Source organism: Zhengella mangrovi (assembly GCF_002727065.1).
Lineage (GTDB): Bacteria > Pseudomonadota > Alphaproteobacteria > Rhizobiales > Rhizobiaceae > Zhengella > Zhengella mangrovi.
This window is the reverse complement of sequence record NZ_PDVP01000017.1, coordinates 21,587-35,911: the sequence shown is the minus strand read 5'-3', so window position 1 is coordinate 35,911 and position 14,325 is coordinate 21,587. Positions and strand designations below refer to the sequence as shown.

The following is a 14,325-nucleotide window of genomic DNA, read 5'->3' as shown; positions in this document are numbered from 1 at the left end:
GACCGGCCTTACATCTTGCCGATGAGTTCGATCAGTTTCTTTGCATCGTCATTGTCGGCGAACTTCGCGTCGAAGGCCGGCCGCATGACCGCTTCGAGCGCCTTGTTCTCCTCGTCCGTCGCGATGTGCACCTGCGCGCCCTTGGCCTTGAGCTGGTCCGGTGCATCGGCCGACGCCTCGATGGAGGCGTCGATAGCCCATTGCGCGGCCTCCTTGCCGGCCTGGTCCAGCGCGGCCTTGGACTTGTCGGACAGGCCGTCATACCAGGCCGGGTTCACGTAACCGTGGAAATAGACCGAGATCACCGGCAGGACGGTGAAATGGTCCTGCACCTCGTAGTACTTGCGCGACACGGCGGCCGCGACGTCGGTGATCGCGGCGTCGATGACGTTGGTCGCCAGCGCCTGGTAGACCTTGGAGCCCGACATGGAGGCAGGGGCTGCGCCCAGCGCTTCGAGCGAAGCGTTGAACGAGGGTTCGAGGCCGCGCATCTTCACGCCCTTGAAGTCCTCCGGCTTGACGAGAAAGCGCCCGTTGGTCGTGAAGACCGAGGAATTGGTCGTGAACAGCCAGACGACGTTGCGCAGGCCCTTTTCCATCAGCTTGTCGCCGAGGAAGGCCGCGGCCTCGGAGTCGGGCCATTTCTTCCAGATGTCGATGTCGCCGAAGGCAAAGGGGGCGACCGTGACGTTCATGATCGGCAGGGTCTTGCCCCACTGGAAATTGACGGAGAAGGCGCATTCGATATCGCCCTTGGCGACAGAGACGATGTTCTCCTTGGCCCCGACGAGGCTGTCGGCGCCGAAGACCTGGACGTCCAGTTCGCCGTCGGAGAGCTTTTCCACTTCCGCTGCCCAGCGGTCGATCACCTTTGCGATGTGATGGGCGGGCGGGAGCTGGTGGCTGCACCGCATCTCGGTGGCAGCCTGTGCCATGGTTGCAGCCGACGCCGACATGGCGAGCGCGAGCGTGAGTGTCCTGATCCTACCCATTTTTTCCTCCCGTGGGTTGATGCTGAAAAAGTGTCCCGTGTCGTGTCAGGCCTTCCAGGCCGCGATCTGCGGCGGGCCGGCCCTGTGCAACGCGCCGTAGAAAGCTTCGCCGGGCATGGCCGCCTCGGCGATCTCGCGCGCACGTCTCAAATCCTCCAGTTCAATTCCTGTCGAGAAGCCCATGGTTTCGCACAGGAAAACAAGATCCTCGAACACGACGTTGCCGGTCGCTCCGGGGGCAAACGGGCATCCGCCCAGACCGCCCAGGGACCCGTCCAGTACGCGGGCGCCGTTGTCGAGCGCGGCGGCGGCATTGGCGACGCCCATGCCGCGCGTGTCATGGAGATGGATGGAGAAGGGCCGGTCACCGCACAGGCGCTGCATGGACCGACACAGGTCGCCGACCTGTTTCGGCCCGGCGTATCCCACCGTGTCGGCCAGGCCGACGATGTCGGCGCCCGCTTCCAGGCAGGCCTCTGCGAGCCGTATGACCTCCGCGGGAGCGACGGCGCCGGCGATCGAGCAGCCGAACGCCATCGATATGCCGGCATTGACGATCTTGTCCGGCGCGGTCCGGTCGCGCATTGCCGCCACCGTGGCGACAAGCCCGATGGCATCGGCGCGCGAACGGCGCATGTTGGCCTGGCTGTGTTCCTCGGTTGCCGAGATCACGCAGACGATCTCGCCCACATCCGTGGTCATGGCCTGTTCGGCACCGCGCTCGTTGAGCGCCAGGGCCGCAGAATGGGCGCCGTCGAGGGCGGCCACGGCCTCGACCATGGCCTCTACATCGGCAAACTGCGGAAACCGGGAGGCGGGCAGGAAGGATCCGATCTCGAAATGGCGCACGCCGGCGTCATGTTCGCGGGCCAGCCAGGCCCGCTTGGCAGCGGTGTCCGGCCAGGACTTCACCAGTTGCAGTCCGTCGCGCAGGCCCACCTCGCGCAGGGTCACGCGGTCATTGGGGTAGATGTGATCAAGCCTCGTCATGCCGCTTTCTCCCCGGGCCGTCCGCGCGCTTCGACGATCGTGTCCGCATCCAGGCCGATTTCTGTCAGCACGGCTTCCGTATCCTGGCCGATGGCCGCGATATTGACGCCGAACGGTTCCGGGATCGCCCCGTCAACCTCGAAGGGGAAACCGGGCGCCCGGTAGGTCTGTCCTTCCGGCAGCGTCGACGTGTACAGTCCGCCCGGCCGCGTGACATGCGGATCGCGGTACATCTCGGCCGGCCTGTGGATCGGTGAAAACGGGATGCCGGCCGGTTCGAAGGCCGCAATCAGGTCGTCGAAGCCGCGCTTTCGAACCGCATCGGCCACGACGGGGATGGTCCAGTCGCGGGCATCGATCTGGTCCATGCGGGTCTGCAGGCGCGGATCGGCCTTCAGCCGGTCGAGCGCGAGGATATCGCACAGGATGTCCCACTGGCCCTCGGTCACGGCGCCGATGAAGATCTGGCGGCCGTCGAGGGTCTCGAAGATGTCATAGACGGGCCAGGAGAACTCCCGTTCGGGCATGGGCGGCGCCTCGCGGCCCTCGATGTCGTATTGCACCATGTGCTGGGCCACGAGCAGAAGGCAGTTCTCGAACAGGCCGATCCGGATCGCGTGGCCGTCTCCATCCTTGCCGCGCTGGAGCAGGGCGCCCAGCACGCTGAAGGCCCCGAACAGCCCGGCCATGATATCATTTGCCGACGAACCGATGCGCAGCGGCCTGCCTGTCGGCCCGGTCATGTAGGCCATGCCGGTCATCATCTGCACGACCTCGTCCATCGCCGTGCGCTTCTCGTACGGGCCATGAAGAAAGCCCTTGCAGGAGGCGACGACGAGGGCCGGGTATTTTTCCCGCAGCAAGTCTGGCGAGAAGCCCATCTTCCGGAGCGACTCGTCGCGGAAATTCTCGACGAACACATCCGCCGTTGCCAGCAGCCGGTCCAGCGCATCGCGCCCGGCCGCCGATTTCAGGTCCAGCGTGACCGAGCGCTTTCCGCGGTTGAACGTCGGGTAGAAGCCGCGTCCCATGCCGGTGAGATGCCGGGTCTTGTCGCCTTCGGGCGGCTCCACCTTGATGACCTCGGCGCCGAGAAACGCCAGGAACATGCCGCAGGATGGCCCCATGATCATGTGGCTCATCTCGACAACACGAATTCCGGCAAGCGGCTGATAGGCATCGGGCATGGGGTTCTTCCTCCACGCAAGACCCTAGCCAATGCAGCGGCATCGGGATATTACAATGTTTCTATTGCTGCGTTCGAAAAAACAGAAACCATGGACAGCCGCCAGCTTCGGTACTTCACCGCCATTTTCGAGCACGGAACGCTGTCGCAGGCGGCCGAGACCCTGCGCGTGGCGGCCTCTGCGCTCAGCCACCACCTCGCCAACCTGGAAGCCGAACTCGGGGTGACGCTGTTCCTGCGCAAGCCGCGCGGCATGGAGCCGACGGCGGCGGGACACCGGTTGCATGACCATGCGCAGGTGATCCTGCAGGCCATGGCGGCGGCAGAGGCGGACCTGCGCGACGAACCGGGCGAGATCGCCGGTGCGGTGTCAGTCGGCATGGCGTTCTCGGCTGTCAAGGCGATCGGCGTCGACCTCGCCAAACGCGTCCTGAAGGAGTTTCCACGGGTCGACCTTGCCCTGACCGAAAGTCTGTCCGGCGCCACGCTGGTGAACCTGATGACGTCGGACGTCGACATGGCGCTGGTCTACAATCCGCCGAACGATCCCCAGTTGAGGACGCGGCCGGTGCTCGAGGAACGGATGGTGCTTGTCGGGAAGCGCGAGATCATCGGCGACAGCGACATGCCGATCACGTTTGCCGAAATCCTGGAGAAGCCGATCATCCTGCTGCGCCAGGGCGTTTCCGCCCGCGCCATCATGGATGACGTCAGCCTGCTCAAGAAGATCGAGAGCCGCGCCAAGCTGCAGATGAACTCGGTGCAGGCCATCGCGGGCTCGCTGGAAGCCGGCCTCGGCTGCGCGATCGGCACCAAGCTGTTCATGCACGACCAGCTTGCAAGCGGGGCCGTCAGCTTCCGCCCCATCGTCGGGCCGGAACTCTCCCGTACGCTTCACCTGTGTGAATTGCGAAGCCGCCCGCCGACGTTTGCGCTGGAAGCCGTTCGCAAGCTCACCCTCGACCTTGTCCGTGCGGCCGTCACCAGCGGACGCTGGGAGGCCAGGCTGATCGAGGTGTAAGGCCGGACAGGCGGATGTGTTGGCCGTTCGATCGCGAGGCGCATCAACTCGTCTGCCGGGGCGTCCAGCCAGCCTTTCTCAGGCCGCTGACGAGGAATTCGAAGTCCTGCGTTCGGACGAAGGGATAGGTATCGCGAAGATAGGTCTCGTCAAACGGGCCGCCGAGCGCCTCCACCCGGTCCAGCGCCTCGCGCGCATCTTCCATCAGGCCGGCATGGGCAAAGACCGAGGCGCAGCGCTGCAGGCCGCGGAGGTAGCTGGGCGCGATGTCGATCGACCGGCGTGCGAAGACCGTGGCGTCTTCCACGTTTCCCGCCAGCGCCTTGCACATCATCTGGTCGCAATACAGGGCGCCCCTGGCCGGAAAGGCCGGGTTGAGCCGCAGCACCGTTTCATAGTGGTCGAAGGCGGTTTCCGGTTCACCGCAATAGACGAGCGTGCACCCCATCATGAAGTTGCCCATGACGTTCGAGGGGTTCAGCCGCACCGCCTCGGCCGCATGGTCGAAGGCGGCCTGCGGGTCCTTGGTGCCGAAGAGGATGCACTGGGCGCGAAAGGCCTGCGCCAGCGAATTGCCGGGGTCGATCTGCACGGCGCGGGCACTGGCTTCCAGTCCTTGCCGGAGCGCCGCGTTCCGGTCTTCCACCCAACCCATCAGGAAATCGCGGAAATTGCAGCGGGCCAGCCGCGCCCAGGCCTCCGACAGGTCCGGGTCGCGCCTGATCGCCTCGGTCACGAATTCCCACTGAAGGCGATTTGCCTCCGGCGTCCCGTAGCCGTCGCCACCGCGCCTTTCCGCATCGACCGCCTTGGTCAGAAGTTCCCAGGCGGTCAGGTCGCCCGGCCGTGAAACAGCGATCTTGCGGGCCGTCGCCTGGCTCAGTTCGGGTTCTATCTGGCTGACGATGCGGCGGCTGATCTCGTCCTGGAAGGCAAAGACGTCCTGCAATTCGCCATCGAAGGTCTGGCTCCAGAGTTCCTGGCCGTTGACGGCGTCGATCAGGCGCGCGACGACCCGTGCCTGGTTGCCGGACCGGCGGACGCTGCCGTTGACGGCATAGGCCGCCTTCACACCGGCTGCCAGATCGAGAATGTCGCCGGTCCTGCCGCCAAGAGCCTCCTGGCCGATGACGGGAAAGGAGCGCCAGCTGGAAAGGTTGGTCCGGATGTCCTCGCAAAGGCCCAGCGCCAGCAGGGCATCGTCCGGCGTGCTGCTGAGCGTTTCGAAGGGCAGAAACAGCACGGCCGGTCGGGAGAAGAGGTCGTGGTGGTCGAAATCCGGTTGGCGCCCTTCCTTCCCGTTGCCGGCCACGGGCTCCCCGGTGCCGGCCATCGCTTCGATGAGCTGGCGGGTCTGGACTTCGGGTTCGGTACCGTACGCGCGCATGACTTCCCCGGCGCAGGTTCCGTACTGCTTGCGCGCCGCGTTGACCTGGCCGGAGGCCAGGCGGATGCGGATCAGGGCCCTGTGGGCTTCCTCCGCAGCCGGGTCCACCGCGAGCAGCCTGGTCGCCAGATCTCCGCAGGCCTGCGTGTCTCCCTCCGCGAGGTCTCCCGTCAGGCTGAGGGACTCGACCAGGTCCAGCGCCTGCTGGTGCAGTTGCCGGCGAAGTTGCAGCACCATGGTTTCCATGGTGTCCGGCATGTCGACGCCATCGAGCAGTTCGCCGGCATAAAGGCCGGCGGCCTTCGCGCGGTCCTGCGGGGCCTCGCTCCTGGCCAGTTGACCGAAGGCCCGGACATCGATGCCGTGCGGGGAACCCGACAGCCTGACCACGTCCTGGTCTGTGTGCAGGTCGAAACCGGGCAGGATAACCGGCAATGCCTTGCGCAGCGCGGTGAGGGCCTGCCGCAGGCTGGTTCGCGCCTGTGCTTCCGCCCGGTCCGGCCAGATCCAGCCGGCCAGGGTGGCGCGGCTGACGCCGGCCTCGTCGCCGACGCAGATCGCCGCGAGGACCAGCCTCGTCTTGCGGGTCAGCAGGCCGGATCCGTCCTGCGACGTGGCTGTCACGTGCATGCCGCCGAAGAGGGCAACGGCCATCCATCCGCCTCGCTTGTTTTCACCCCGGCGACAAGACTAGCCGATTTCACGGAGATTTCACGCCCGGGGCGCAATTTTCACGCCGGCCTCCCGGCAAATGGCCACCAGAGCGAACACCTGCCGTGAACACTGTCACTGCATTCAAAGGGAAGGACAGGATCATGACCAACACAATCGCTCACCGCACCGATGGCCTCATCAGCACGGCCGTTTCCAGCCCGTGGCAGCGCCTTGGCGCCGGCATCGCGGCCATGGCCGCGCGGTACCGGACGAAGGCGGCGCTTGCCTCGCTCGACCTGTCGCAACTGGACGATATCGGCGCGGCAGGCGAACTCGCCTCCCGCCTTGCCAACCCGGAAGTCGACGGACGCACGATGCGCTACCTGGCGACGCTCCGCTGACCGGGTGGTGCAATGGCCGGGGTCCGGAAGGCCCCGGTTCAGGGAAGACGGCAAAAACGGGTACGATGCACTTGCGAGCGGCGATCGCTTTGCGGTCCGGGTATTTGATCTTGCTGCCAAAACGGCTAGATCACGTTCATGGTGGAGGCTCCAATCCGCCCTCGAGTGAATGTTCTAACCATGATCGGAACTCCCGCCCCCGCTTCACCCCTGCCGTCGGCCCGGATGGCGATGGCGATCGGCGTGCTGCTGTCACTCAACGTGGTGGTGAACATCGTGCAGGGCGTCAGTCCTTCTGCGGGCACCTCCCGGGCAGCCGAAGGGCTCGCCGTCATCATCCTGGCCGTGCTGGCGCCATACGTCCGCGGGTCACGGCGCATCTTCCTGGCAGCCGCGGCGCTGCTCGGCGCCTACTGCCTTTTCTTCCTTGCGCAGCCGGGAACCGTGCTTGGACCGGCACTGGACCAGGCCGGCTTCATCATCGCCTTCTTCTGCGCGCTGGCAACGCTTCAGCATGTCGCCGGCCGCTCCCCTGCAATCAGCCGCGCAGCACTGTTCCTGGCCAACCAGCCTTCCGGCCGGCGCTATCTCGCGCTGGGATTCGGAGCCCAGGTCTTCGCGCTGATCCTCAGCTATGGCGCGCTTTCCCTGCTTGGAACGATGGCGCGCCAATCGGCCGAGCGGGAGCCCGTGCCGGCGGTTCGCGCGCTGCGGACGAGGCGGATGCTTCAGGGTGCGCAATGCGGCTTCGCGGCGTCGCTCTGCTGGTCGCCGCTGGCCTACGCGGTGGTCATCACGTCGGCACTGGTTCCCGGAGCACAGATGAGCAGCGTCGTCGTCCACGGGCTCGGTTCGGCGCTGATCCTCGTGTCGATCGGCTGGCTGACCGACCGGCGGCTCAAGAAAAGCCTGCCGCAGGGAACCGTCGTGACGCCCCCGGACCAGGCGGCTGCCAGCGATACGCGATCGCTCATCCCGCTGGCATGGCTGCTCCTTGCCGTGGCCATCCCGGCCGCCCTTCTCGATGTCTGTGCTGGCATCGCGCCAGCCCACGCGGTCCTGGCACTGGTGCCGATGATCTCGATGATCTGGGTGCTCCTGGAAACGGGTGCGGGACACAGGCTTTCCGTGCTCGGCGAACGGAGCCGACGCTTTCTCCTCGACGACCTGCCGTCGTTCAAGGGGGAACTCGTTCTTCTCGGTACCGCCGGTTTCATCGGCAATGCATCGGGTGCGCTGCTCGCCGGCTGGATCGCCGCTGCCGGATTCGACCTGAGCGCCATTCCGGCGAGGATCCTGCTGGTACTCCCGATCATGCTGGTTCCGCTGGCAGGGCAGGTGGGACTGAACCCGATTCTTTTCGTTTCTCTCTTTGCGCAACTCCTGCCAAGCCCGGCGGAGATGGGCGTCTCGCCCGTTGCGCTGGTCCTCGCACTGACGGCCGGGTGGGCGTTGACTGCGCCGACGTCCCCTTTCACGGCGTCGGTCATGATCATTTCCAGGATCGGTGGTGTCACGCCGCGTGTCGTCGCGTTTACATGGAACGGCGTGTTCGTGGTGACCGCCGCGATCGGCCTTGCAGTCTGGATCCAGTTCCTGGCCTGAGCCGGAAACTGAGACGCAGGGGCTTGCGCGGCCCGGCAGCGGCCGCTTCGGTCTAGCGGTCGCGCTTGAGGATGCTGACCATCCCTTCGCCCTGGCGGACGGTTTCGATCTCGCCGCGCCGCACCAGCCGGTTGACGTGCGCCAGGGTCTCGGTGAACGCGAAGCTCATCTGGTGGGCGTCCAGTTCGCGCGCAAACAGCAACGGTACGAGATCGGCGACGGAATGCGGCGCCTCGGCGCAGGCCGCGCGGATCCGGTCGCAGCGTTCCTCGTGGTGATCTTCCAGTTCGGCGCAGCGGGCCTGCAGCCCGTAGAACGGACGCCGGTGCCCGGCCAGAACGAGGACGTCGGCCGGCAGCTCGTTTCTCAGGAACCGGAGCGAGCGGAGATAGTGTCCAAGCGGGTCGCCGTTGGGTTCGCCGGCAAAAACGCTGATGTTGGGCGAAATGCGTTCCAGCACCTGGTCGGCTGCAAAAAGGATATTGTCGGCCTCCGAATAGAGCATGACCTGCTCCTGGGCGTGCCCGTCGCCCATCAGCACCCGCAGGGAGCGCCCGCCGATCTCCAGCACGTCCGCCATGACAAGGCGGAGGAAATGGGCCGGCAGGGGCGCGACCCGGCGCAGGTATTCGCTGCCCTGGATCGCGACGAGGCTGGCGTGTTCTTCGCTCATCCCGTGGCCGCGATAGAAATCGAACGTGTAGCGGGTGACGTTCTCGCTGCGGCCGAGCGAGATGAACTGGCTTCCCATGTAGGTGGAATAGCTCGTCAGCAGCGGCGCATCGAAGCGTTCGCACAGCCAGCCTGCCAGCCCGATATGGTCGGGATGGTGATGGGTGACAATCACCCGCGTGATCGTCTCGCCGCGCATCGGGCCGGAAAGGAGATTTTCCCATGCCTGCTTGGCTTCCGGGGTCTGGATGCCGGTATCGATCACGGCCCATCCGGCGCCATCGCGGAGAAAATAGATGTTCACGTGGTCGAGCCGGTAGGGCAGGGGGATGCGGGTCCACACTATGCCCTCTGCCACCTCGACCATGTCGCCGTAGTCCGGCATGGTTTCAAAGGGAAACCGGAGCGATCCGCTTTCCGCCAAACCTGCTTTGCTGACCATCAATCAATCCTCTCACCGGACGCGGGGCCGAAAACCAGCGCGATCCTTCGATCCTGTTCATAGGGTCGCTACGGACGTTTGCCTAGGGCCGGCGGCGCATTCGCCATGATGCCCATGGCGGTTTGCGGGCGTCAGTATGGCTTGCCGAAAAGGCGCGTGCGGTCGAACAGGTCCTCGAGTTCGCGCATCCGGTCGTGTGTCCGGGTCCAGTTGCGGGTCTCGATGGCGGAAATCAGGGCTTCGACGATGAACAGGATGACCACGGAGGAATCCCAGGCGGAAGGCGCCTCGATGCGGGCAAGGAAGGTGTGATCGGCCAGCTTGGACACCGGCGATCCCCACTGGTCGGTGAACAGCACGATCTTGGCCTTGCGCTCGCGGGCCATCTGGGCGAGCCGTTCGAGGTCCTTCTCGTAGCGGCGGATGTCGAAGGCGATCAGGATGTCGCCCTCGTTCAGGTTGAGCAGGTAGTGCGGCCAGGCGTTCGAATTGGAGGCGACCAGCGTCACGCCGGGCCGGACCACCTGCAGGTGGGTGAACAGGTATTCGGCCAGCGACCGGGTGATCCGCCCGCCAACGATCTGGACCTGGCGCCTGTGCATGGCCAGCAGGGCGGCAACGGCATCGAACTCCTGCGGGTCGAGGCGCTCGAGCGTCTGGCGCAGGTTGTCGGTGACCGCGTCGGCGAAGCGGTTGAGGATGTGTTCCTGCGGAGCCGACTGCGCCCAGCGGTCATGCTTGGCGATGGGATTGGAAATGGTCGCCTGAAGCTCGGAGCGGAGCGCGGCCTGCATTTCCGGAAATCCGGAATAGCCGAATTTCTTGGCCATGCGCAGGACGGTCGGCGTCGAGACGCCTGCCGTCTCCGCAACAACGGTGATGCTTTCCAGCCCGAGCATCGGATAGTTTTCCAGCATGGCAGCGGCCAGTTGCCGCTCCGCACGGGTCAGCGCGTTGAACCCGCTGCGCATGCGTTCGGCCAGCGTGACAAATTCCGTTTCGGCCATGTCCGCCTCCCGTCAACAAGGATGTCATCATAAACGCCGTCGCAGAAGAATGTAAATTTTGTTTCAGTTCCGCTTGACGTTTCTTCGTGATCTGAAAATATGGTTACGGCAGGAGAGGCGGGATGACGACGCGAATTCCATCGGATGACGACCAGTCCGACAGCGCTGTCGAAGTGTTCAACGGGAGCGGCGCGGCGCCGTTTCTGATTGTCTGCGAACACGCTTCCAATTTCATTCCGGACGACTACGCCGGCCTCGGTCTCGATGGGGCGGGAAGCAATGCCCATGTCGCCTGGGATCCCGGTGCCCTCGGCACGGCCCTGCGTGTGGCGGAAGCGCTCGACGCGCCGCTCGTCGCCAGCCGGATGTCCAGGTTGCTGCACGATTGCAATCGCCCTGCGGCGAGCCCGGAAGCCATGCCGGCACGCAGCGAGGCCTGGATCATCCCCGGCAACGCGGGGCTGACGGAAGCGGAACGGCAGGCCCGGGCGCGGCGGATCTACGTTCCGTTTCACGAGGCGGTGACGAAGCAACTCGACCGCCTTTGCGGACAGGACGACGCGCCGGCACTCATTACCATCCACACGTTCACGCCGGTCTATTTCGGCCAGGTGCGCGAGGTCGAGATCGGCATCCTGCACGACGCCGATTCGCGGCTGGCCGATGCGATGCTGGCCATCGCCGGCGGCGCCCGTTCCAGCCACGATGTCCGGCGCAATGAACCCTACGCGGCGGTCGACGGGGTGACCCACACGCTCAAGGTTCACGCGCTTCCACGCGGCCTCGCGAACGTGATGATCGAAGTGCGAAACGACCTGGTCTCCACGGAAGGCGAGCAGGCAAGCATGGGCGACTGGCTCGCGCACTGGATCGCCGAAGCTGTCGCGACGCTTCGGGCCGGCATGTCCGGGTCCATCGAGATGAGAGGAGGTGCGGCCTGATGCTGACCGCCATGAGCCGATTCGTCAGGGTCGTCGACGGGGTGAACTACCGCGTCGGGCGCTTTGCGATGTACCTGATCTTCCTGCTGATGGGCGTGCTACTCTGGTCGTCGATCTCCAAGTATGCCGGCACGCCGACGTTGTGGACGCTGGAATTCGCCCAGTTCGTCATGGTGGCCTACTACCTGCTCGGCGGACCCTATTCCATGCACCTAGGGGACCATGTCCGCATGGACTTGGTCTACGGCAATTTCTCGCCGCGCCGGAAGGCCGCCATCGACAGCATCACCGTGCTGTTCCTGATCTTCTACCTGTGCGTCCTGTTCTATGGCGGCGTGTCGAGCACGACCTACGCGATCGAGTACGGCGAACGGGCCCACTCGGTCTGGCGGCCCTACATGTGGCCGGTCAAGTCCATCGCCACGCTCGGCATCTTCCTGATGCTGCTCCAGGCCATCGCCGAGCTGTTCCGCGACATCCTGTTTCTCAAGGGCATCGATGTCCGCCACCAGACGGAGGCCGGACTATGAGCTACCAGCTCATCGCCATGTTCATGTTCACATCGATGATGCTGCTGCTGATGACGGGCCAGCGCGTCTTCGGTGTCATCGGCGCGGTTGCCGTGATCGCCGCGCTGCCGCTGTGGGGCACGGGCGGGGTGGAGATCGCCTTCGCGCAATCCATCAAGCTGATGAAGTGGTACCCGCTGCTGACGCTGCCGATGTTCATCTTCATGGGCTACATGCTGTCGGAGAGCCGGATCGCGGACGATCTCTACAAGATGTTCCATGTCTGGTTCGGGCCGATCCCCGGCGGCCTGGCCATCGGCACGATCGGGCTGATGGTGATCATCTCGGCGATGAACGGCCTGTCGGTTGCCGGCATGGCCATCGGCGCGACGATCGCGCTGCCGGAACTGCTGCGGCGCGGCTACGACAAGCAGATGATCACGGGCGTCATCCAGGGCGGGTCGAGCCTGGGCATTCTCATTCCGCCGTCCGTCGTGCTCGTCCTTTACGGCATGATCGCGCGCCAGCCGGTCAGCCAGCTCTGGCTCGCCGGAGTCTTCCCCGGCCTGCTGATGGCCGGCCTGTTCATCGTCTACATCGCGGTGCGCTGCTCGATCCAGCCGCACCTCGGGCCACCGCTTCCGGCGGAGGAGCGGGCGCAGATCACCTGGGGCGAGCGGTTCCGCCTGCTGCGTGCCGGCATCCTGCCGCTGGCGATCTTCTTCCTGATGAACGGCCTGTTCCTGATGGGCGTGACCAGCCTGGTGGAGAGCTCGGCGGTCGGTGCGCTGGCGGCCATGGCCGCGGCCGTGATCAAGCGGCGGCTGACGCGCGAGGTGTTCGAGAACACCGTGCGCAAGACGCTCGGCATTTCCTGCATGTTCATGTGGATCATCCTTGCCGCGCTGTGCTTCGGCGCCGTCTTTGACGGGCTCGGCGCGGTCAAGGCCATCGAGGGCTTCTTCCTCGACCGGCTGGGGCTGGACCGCTGGCAGGTGCTGATCCTGATGCAGCTGTCGTTCCTGCTGATGGGCACGTTCCTCGACGACACGGCGATGCTGGTGATCGTCGCGCCGCTCTACGTGCCGCTGGTCAAGGCGCTGGAATTCGATCTCGTCTGGTACGGTGTGCTCTACACGATCACCTGCCAGATCGCCTACATGACGCCGCCCTTCGGCTACAACCTGTTCCTGATGCGCGCGATGGCCCCGCCGGACATCCGCCTGCGTGACATCTACCTGTCCGTGATTCCGTTCGTCCTGGTCATGATGATTACCCTCCTGATCGTGATGATGTACCCCGATCTGGCCTTGTGGCTGCCGTCGCAATTCCAGGGAAAACTTCAAGGGTGAGACTGCAAACCAACAAAGGAGAATGGCATGTTCAACAGGCGTCAATTCCTTAGGACCACCGGCGTGGCAGGCGCTGCAGCCGGAACCGCACTGGCCGCCCCGCCCGTCATCGCGCAGGAGCCGATCCGCTGGCGGATGCAGACCTACGCCGGCGCGACGCTGGGCCAGTACGTTACCCAGCCCTTCGTCGATGCCTTCAACAAGGCGGCCAACGGCGAGATGGTGATCGAGCTGTTCTTCGCCGACCAGATCGTGCCGACCGGCGAACTGTTCCGCGCCATGCAGGCCGGGACGATCGACGCGGTGCATTCCGACGACGATTCGATGGCATCGCCGACCGAGGTCGGTATTTTCGGCGGCTATTTCCCCTTCGCGACCCGCTCCATCATGGACGTGCCGGTGCTCTTCCAGCAGTACGGGCTCGCCGACATCTGGCGTGACGCCTACGCGAAGGTCGGCGGCGTCGTGTGGCTCTCGGCTGCCGGCCAGGATCCATGCAACTTCAACACCAAGAAGGAAATCAAGTCGCTCGAGGACCTCAGCGGCCTGAAGCTCTACACGTTCCCGACGGCCGGGCGCTTCCTGACCAAGTTCGGCGTGATCCCGGTGCAGATCCCCTACGAGGACGCCGAAGTGGCGGTCCAGACCGGGGAACTCGACGGCATGTCCTGGTCGGGCATCACCGAGGACTACACGGTCGGCTGGGCAAACGTCACGGACTACTTCCTGACCAACAACATTTCCGGCGCCTGGATCGGTTCGTGGTTCGCCAACGAAAAGAAGTGGGCGGACCTGCCGGATCATCTCAAGCAGATCTACATGTCCTGCATGGAAGCCAGCCACACGTTCCGGAACCAGTGGTACTGGGGCGGCGAGGCCAAGCTTCGCGCGACGGGCGACAAGCTGCAGCTGCGCTCCGTGCCGGCCGCGGAATGGGCGCAGGTCGAAAATGCGGCGATCGAGTTCTGGGACGAGATCGCGGCGGAGAGCGAGCTGAAGGCCAAGGTCATCTCGATCTTCAAGGAGTACAACAAGGTCATCAATCACGCCGGCTTCCCCTACAGCCAGAGCTGACCTGACCGTCGCGCTTGCCGGGCCCGGCAAGCCGGAACACAACTTTGGCCGGGGGCTTGCCCCCGGCCATCCTCGTAGGACCGACAGAAGGC

The 14,325-nt window shown here is 65.1% G+C and carries 13 protein-coding genes; 7 read left to right on the top strand and 6 right to left on the bottom strand.

What is annotated here, in order from left to right:
• Positions 1–8: 8 nt before the first annotated feature.
• Genes dctP through CSC94_RS20070 form a run of 3 tightly spaced genes read right to left on the bottom strand, consistent with a single transcriptional unit; the run spans position 9 to position 3,169 of the window.
• On the bottom strand, positions 9–992 hold the full coding sequence (dctP, locus tag CSC94_RS20080) for a TRAP transporter substrate-binding protein DctP (protein ID WP_099308169.1): 984 nt from the start codon (positions 990–992) through the stop codon (positions 9–11).
• A 45-nt stretch (positions 993–1,037) separates the two neighbouring features.
• Complete coding sequence (locus tag CSC94_RS20075) at positions 1,038–1,982, bottom strand: beta/alpha barrel domain-containing protein (protein ID WP_099308168.1); 945 nt, start codon at positions 1,980–1,982, stop codon at positions 1,038–1,040.
• Positions 1,979–3,169, bottom strand: a complete 1,191-nt coding sequence (locus CSC94_RS20070) for a CaiB/BaiF CoA transferase family protein (RefSeq protein ID WP_099308167.1) — start codon at positions 3,167–3,169, stop codon at positions 1,979–1,981. The genes CSC94_RS20075 and CSC94_RS20070 overlap by 4 nt, the downstream gene beginning before the upstream one ends.
• A gap of 90 nt (positions 3,170–3,259) precedes the next feature.
• On the opposite strand from CSC94_RS20070, the gene CSC94_RS20065 reads away from it, so the two are divergent.
• A complete protein-coding gene (locus CSC94_RS20065) occupies positions 3,260–4,189 on the top strand; it encodes a LysR family transcriptional regulator (protein WP_099308166.1) in 930 nt (309 codons plus the stop codon).
• A 43-nt stretch (positions 4,190–4,232) separates the two neighbouring features.
• Here the strand turns inward: CSC94_RS20065 and CSC94_RS20060 are convergent, their stop codons facing one another.
• Positions 4,233–6,230 (bottom strand): BTAD domain-containing putative transcriptional regulator, encoded by a 1,998-nt coding sequence (locus CSC94_RS20060; protein WP_099308165.1) that lies wholly within the window; start codon positions 6,228–6,230, stop codon positions 4,233–4,235.
• A 161-nt stretch (positions 6,231–6,391) separates the two neighbouring features.
• On the opposite strand from CSC94_RS20060, the gene CSC94_RS20055 reads away from it, so the two are divergent.
• Positions 6,392–6,631 carry a hypothetical protein gene (locus CSC94_RS20055; RefSeq protein ID WP_099308164.1) on the top strand — a complete coding sequence of 80 codons (240 nt, stop codon included), beginning with the start codon at positions 6,392–6,394 and terminating at the stop codon, positions 6,629–6,631.
• A gap of 180 nt (positions 6,632–6,811) precedes the next feature.
• Positions 6,812–8,236: a hypothetical protein gene (locus CSC94_RS20050; protein ID WP_133122942.1), complete on the top strand. Its 1,425-nt coding sequence runs from the start codon at positions 6,812–6,814 to the stop codon at positions 8,234–8,236.
• Positions 8,237–8,288: 52 nt separating this feature from the next.
• Here the strand turns inward: CSC94_RS20050 and CSC94_RS20045 are convergent, their stop codons facing one another.
• Together CSC94_RS20045 and CSC94_RS20040 are read right to left on the bottom strand one after the other, a co-directional pair.
• Positions 8,289–9,350 (bottom strand): MBL fold metallo-hydrolase, encoded by a 1,062-nt coding sequence (locus tag CSC94_RS20045; RefSeq protein WP_099308162.1) that lies wholly within the window; start codon positions 9,348–9,350, stop codon positions 8,289–8,291.
• A gap of 131 nt (positions 9,351–9,481) precedes the next feature.
• On the bottom strand, positions 9,482–10,357 hold the full coding sequence (locus CSC94_RS20040) for a MurR/RpiR family transcriptional regulator (RefSeq protein ID WP_099308161.1): 876 nt from the start codon (positions 10,355–10,357) through the stop codon (positions 9,482–9,484).
• A gap of 122 nt (positions 10,358–10,479) precedes the next feature.
• Between CSC94_RS20040 and CSC94_RS20035 the strand changes: the two genes are divergently transcribed.
• The 4 genes from CSC94_RS20035 to CSC94_RS20020 are packed head-to-tail and all read left to right on the top strand — an operon-like array spanning position 10,480 to position 14,233.
• The gene (locus CSC94_RS20035) at positions 10,480–11,298 is read left to right on the top strand and encodes an N-formylglutamate amidohydrolase (protein ID WP_099308160.1); all 819 of its coding nucleotides are present in this window, start codon (positions 10,480–10,482) and stop codon (positions 11,296–11,298) included.
• Positions 11,298–11,828, top strand: coding sequence for a TRAP transporter small permease subunit (locus tag CSC94_RS20030; protein ID WP_099308159.1), 531 nt, complete (start codon positions 11,298–11,300; stop codon positions 11,826–11,828). The genes CSC94_RS20035 and CSC94_RS20030 overlap by 1 nt, the downstream gene beginning before the upstream one ends.
• Positions 11,825–13,159, top strand: coding sequence for a TRAP transporter large permease (locus CSC94_RS20025; protein ID WP_099308158.1), 1,335 nt, complete (start codon positions 11,825–11,827; stop codon positions 13,157–13,159). Before CSC94_RS20030 ends, CSC94_RS20025 begins: the two co-directional genes overlap by 4 nt.
• Positions 13,160–13,186: 27 nt before the next feature.
• Positions 13,187–14,233, top strand: coding sequence for a TRAP transporter substrate-binding protein (locus CSC94_RS20020; RefSeq protein ID WP_099308157.1), 1,047 nt, complete (start codon positions 13,187–13,189; stop codon positions 14,231–14,233).
• Positions 14,234–14,325 lie beyond the last annotated feature (92 nt).